This window comes from Gottfriedia sp. NPDC056225, from assembly GCF_042267765.1.
GTDB lineage: Bacteria > Bacillota > Bacilli > Bacillales > Bacillaceae_G > Gottfriedia.
Genome location: NZ_JBHJTJ010000117.1, coordinates 1 through 3,303 on the forward strand (window position 1 = coordinate 1; position 3,303 = coordinate 3,303).

The 3,303-nt window shown below is 30.3% G+C and carries 4 protein-coding genes; all 4 read left to right on the plus strand.

Annotated elements, in window-relative coordinates; genetic code table 11:
• The first annotated feature begins 5 nt into the window (after positions 1–5).
• A complete protein-coding gene (locus ACFCYN_RS25210) occupies positions 6–1,046 on the plus strand; it encodes a CapA family protein (protein WP_375952893.1) in 1,041 nt (346 codons plus the stop codon).
• A 108-nt stretch (positions 1,047–1,154) separates the two neighbouring features.
• Entirely contained in the window at positions 1,155–1,949 is a 795-nt protein-coding gene (locus ACFCYN_RS25215; protein WP_375952887.1) for a M15 family metallopeptidase, read from the plus strand.
• Between the two features lie 304 nt (positions 1,950–2,253).
• On the plus strand, positions 2,254–2,664 hold the full coding sequence (locus tag ACFCYN_RS25220; protein ID WP_375952890.1) for a hypothetical protein: 411 nt from the start codon (positions 2,254–2,256) through the stop codon (positions 2,662–2,664).
• 55 nt (positions 2,665–2,719) lie between these two features.
• Positions 2,720–2,956 carry a DinB family protein gene (locus ACFCYN_RS25225; protein ID WP_375952896.1) on the plus strand — a complete coding sequence of 79 codons (237 nt, stop codon included), beginning with the start codon at positions 2,720–2,722 and terminating at the stop codon, positions 2,954–2,956.
• The last annotated feature ends 347 nt before the right edge of the window (positions 2,957–3,303 follow it).

The following is a 3,303-nucleotide window of genomic DNA, read 5'->3' on the forward strand; positions in this document are numbered from 1 at the left end:
ATTCAATAACATTTGGTAATGAATTAAAAAATAAAGAAAATCCTCCAAAAAATATAAACAAACCAATAAAACATACAAATACAATTAAAGCATCACCTCAAAAACAAGTAGAGAAAACCATTAAAATAAGTGCAGCTGGCGACTTTACACTTGGTACAGATGAAAGTTTTAATTATTCTGATTCATTTGTAGATGAAGCGAAAAGTAATGGTTTACATTATTTTGTTGATAACTTAAATAATATATTTAATGAAGACGATTTTACTACTGTAAATTTGGAAACTACATTGACAAATGCCACAGAAAAAGCAGTTAAAAAATATAAATTTAAGGGTGATCCTTCTTTCGCAAATATACTAAAATATGGTGGAATAGATGCAGTAAATCTCGCAAATAATCATAGTCATGATTATTTAAATAAAGGATATGATGACACTATTAGTAACTTAAAAAAATACAAGATAGGTTATTTTGGATATTCCAATCACTATTTAACTATGATTAAGGGGATAAAAATGGGTGCACTAGGGTATGAGGGTTGGAATGATACTCCTGAATTAAGAGCTAAGATTGCTAATGATATAGATGAATTACGAAATGCTGGTGCAAAAGTAATTTTAATCCATTTTCATTGGGGGATAGAGCGAGAGTATATACCCAATAATACTCAAAAAAGCTTGGCTCACTACGCAATTGATCATGGGGCAGATTTAATACTTGGGCACCATCCTCATGTATTTCAAGGAATTGAAGAATACAATGGAAAATTTATTGTTTATAGTTTAGGTAACTTTATGTTTGGTGGAAATCGAAATCCTGGTGATAAAGATACAATTGTTTTTCAGCAAACTTTTCACTTCCAAAATGGAAAATTGACAAATGAAAAAGAGTTGAAAGTGATACCCTTTTCTATTTCCTCTGTTTCTTCACGAAACAACTACCAGCCAAAGTTTTTAGATGGCCCAGAAAAAGATAGAGTTAAAAATAAAGTTATTGATATTTCCGAAAAAATTTCAGGAAATAGTTGGACAATGTACGAAAAATAATTTTTTCTCTTTCTATAAATGAACACAAATTTTAAAAACGTAATCAAATATTTGACACATTTATTCATTAACAACTAGACAAAGCAGCATGTGGGGGTACTTACTTTTATGAAATATTTTGTTCTTTCAATTTTAATTATTTTTTTATTATCTTTAAACGGTTGTAGTAAGCAAAATCATCATTACAATGATTCTAGTCCTAGAAGAGAGTATCAACAAGCTAACAATGAAAATGCTAATAATCAGATGAACAAAACATCAGATATACCTAAAAATGTTATAAATAGAACGAAACAAAGTAATGCAATTAGAACTGTTTCACACCCTGATGTAATTACAGTTTTAGTAAACAAAAAATATTTTTTATCTCAAAACTACGTTCCAAAGGATTTAGTTTATGCAAATGTTTCATTCATTTTTAAAGAAAAAATTGAAAAGCGAAAAATGAGAAAAGAAGCAGCAATAGCATTAACGAAATTATTTGAAGGAGCCAAAAGAGATCATATTTATTTAAGTGGTGTCTCAGGATTTCGCTCTTATGCAACTCAGAAAGTTATTTTCAATCGATACGTTAAAGAAGATGGATATGCGAATGCAAGAAAGTATAGTGCATTACCAGGTTCTAGTGAACATCAAACAGGCTTATCAATTGATGTAAGTAGTAGTACTGGAAAATGTGCGGCTTCAAGCTGTTTCGCGAATACAAAAGAAGCCAAATGGCTTGAAAAAAATTCCTCTAATTATGGTTTCATTATTCGGTATCCAAAAGGTAAGGAACAAATCACAGGTTACAAATACGAACCTTGGCATATTCGATATGTTGGCGTAACACCAGCTAAACAAATGAAAAAAAGAAACATAACGTTAGAAGAATATTTAAACGTCTATCCGGTTTCAAAATAAAATGTCTAAAAACATATAAAATATAGAAAAGCTATCCGATAAGAAGTCTTTGTAGTCAACTATAGAAAAAAACATACTAGTAGTGTTGGCCAAGCATTGGTTAACACTACTTTTTTAATAGTGTGCATCTAAACGATTTAAATGTAAAATGAGAATGTTGTGTCTTTTATTTTGGACATCATTTCAAAAGCATAAGAAGATGTGGAAATTTGGAGTGATATTGAAACAAATTCAGGGAATTTATATTTTGAAGAATATCTACCGAGATGTCGGATTTATTGGATAACGAAGATGATAACGGAGATTGTTTAGAAAAACGTATTTAAATGAAGATGCTTCAGAACATTTTTATAAAGTTACTTTGAAGGTCAAAAAGCTCTTTTCGGAATGGGTCGATTCTATAAAACCTCAGAAGCTCTTCCTAAGGAGAAGTTTGCCTACCCAGTCTTTTAAATATATCGAATTATTTAGTGTAAAAGGAATAGCGAATTCAGCGTGTACTTTATTTAGAGAAACCCGGAGCGGTATAGACGCAGAATACTATATGTCATTAAATGCATTCTATCAATATATTAAATCCATACCTTTTAAAACAATCCAATCGATTGTGCAAAAAACTGAACCGTCTTTTAATAGACCATTTAACGTAACATCCATTAGGTTTAGTTATCCAGCATCACAAAAAATATGGGATGAAGTAAACAAATACGTTTGAACGCAAAATATATAAATTAGCTAGTTAGAAATGTTCTTTCTCATCACTTGAGGAAATAAGAGAGTTTTCTTTACTTTGCAAACAAAGTGTAGAAAAGGTTCTTAAAAATTTTTATCCAAAGATGGAAAATTTTATTTTGAGTGGTACACGTCAGAGTGGAGAACCATATGTTTTTTCATATGGTGAAGTACTAAGTCACATTATGATTCATGAAGTTCACCATATGGGGCAGCTTTCTGTTTGGGCAAGGCAAATAGGACTAATACCTGTTAACTCAGATTTTATCAAATAAAATCAAACCCTTATTCAACTACCATGGAAGTATGATATAAACTTCCTTTCACTGTTGTGAATCTGAGGATTCATGGATGGCTAACGCATGCATTAGTTAAATAGAAGCTGCCAATACAGGTGGCTTTTTCTTATTCGACTAAATGTCAGTTTAGTTGCATAAAGTTTTTTAGTTTTCATGAGCCTTTTGATGGATTAATGCTATTTAATTCAATGATAAAATAAAAAATGAATTTAAAATATATGCATGTTCTCTATGATTTGGAGGAAGTAAAGATGGATTTAGTGGTATCAATATTAGGGGGGATATTGAATTTGAAAAAGTAAAACTTAAGGGGAAATAAATAT

Bases quoted from the DNA above. Each gene is read 5' to 3' on its own strand.
- ACFCYN_RS25215 (WP_375952887.1), top strand. From the start codon at position 1,155: ATGAAATATTTTGTTCTTTCAATTTTAATTATTTTTTTATTATCTTTA.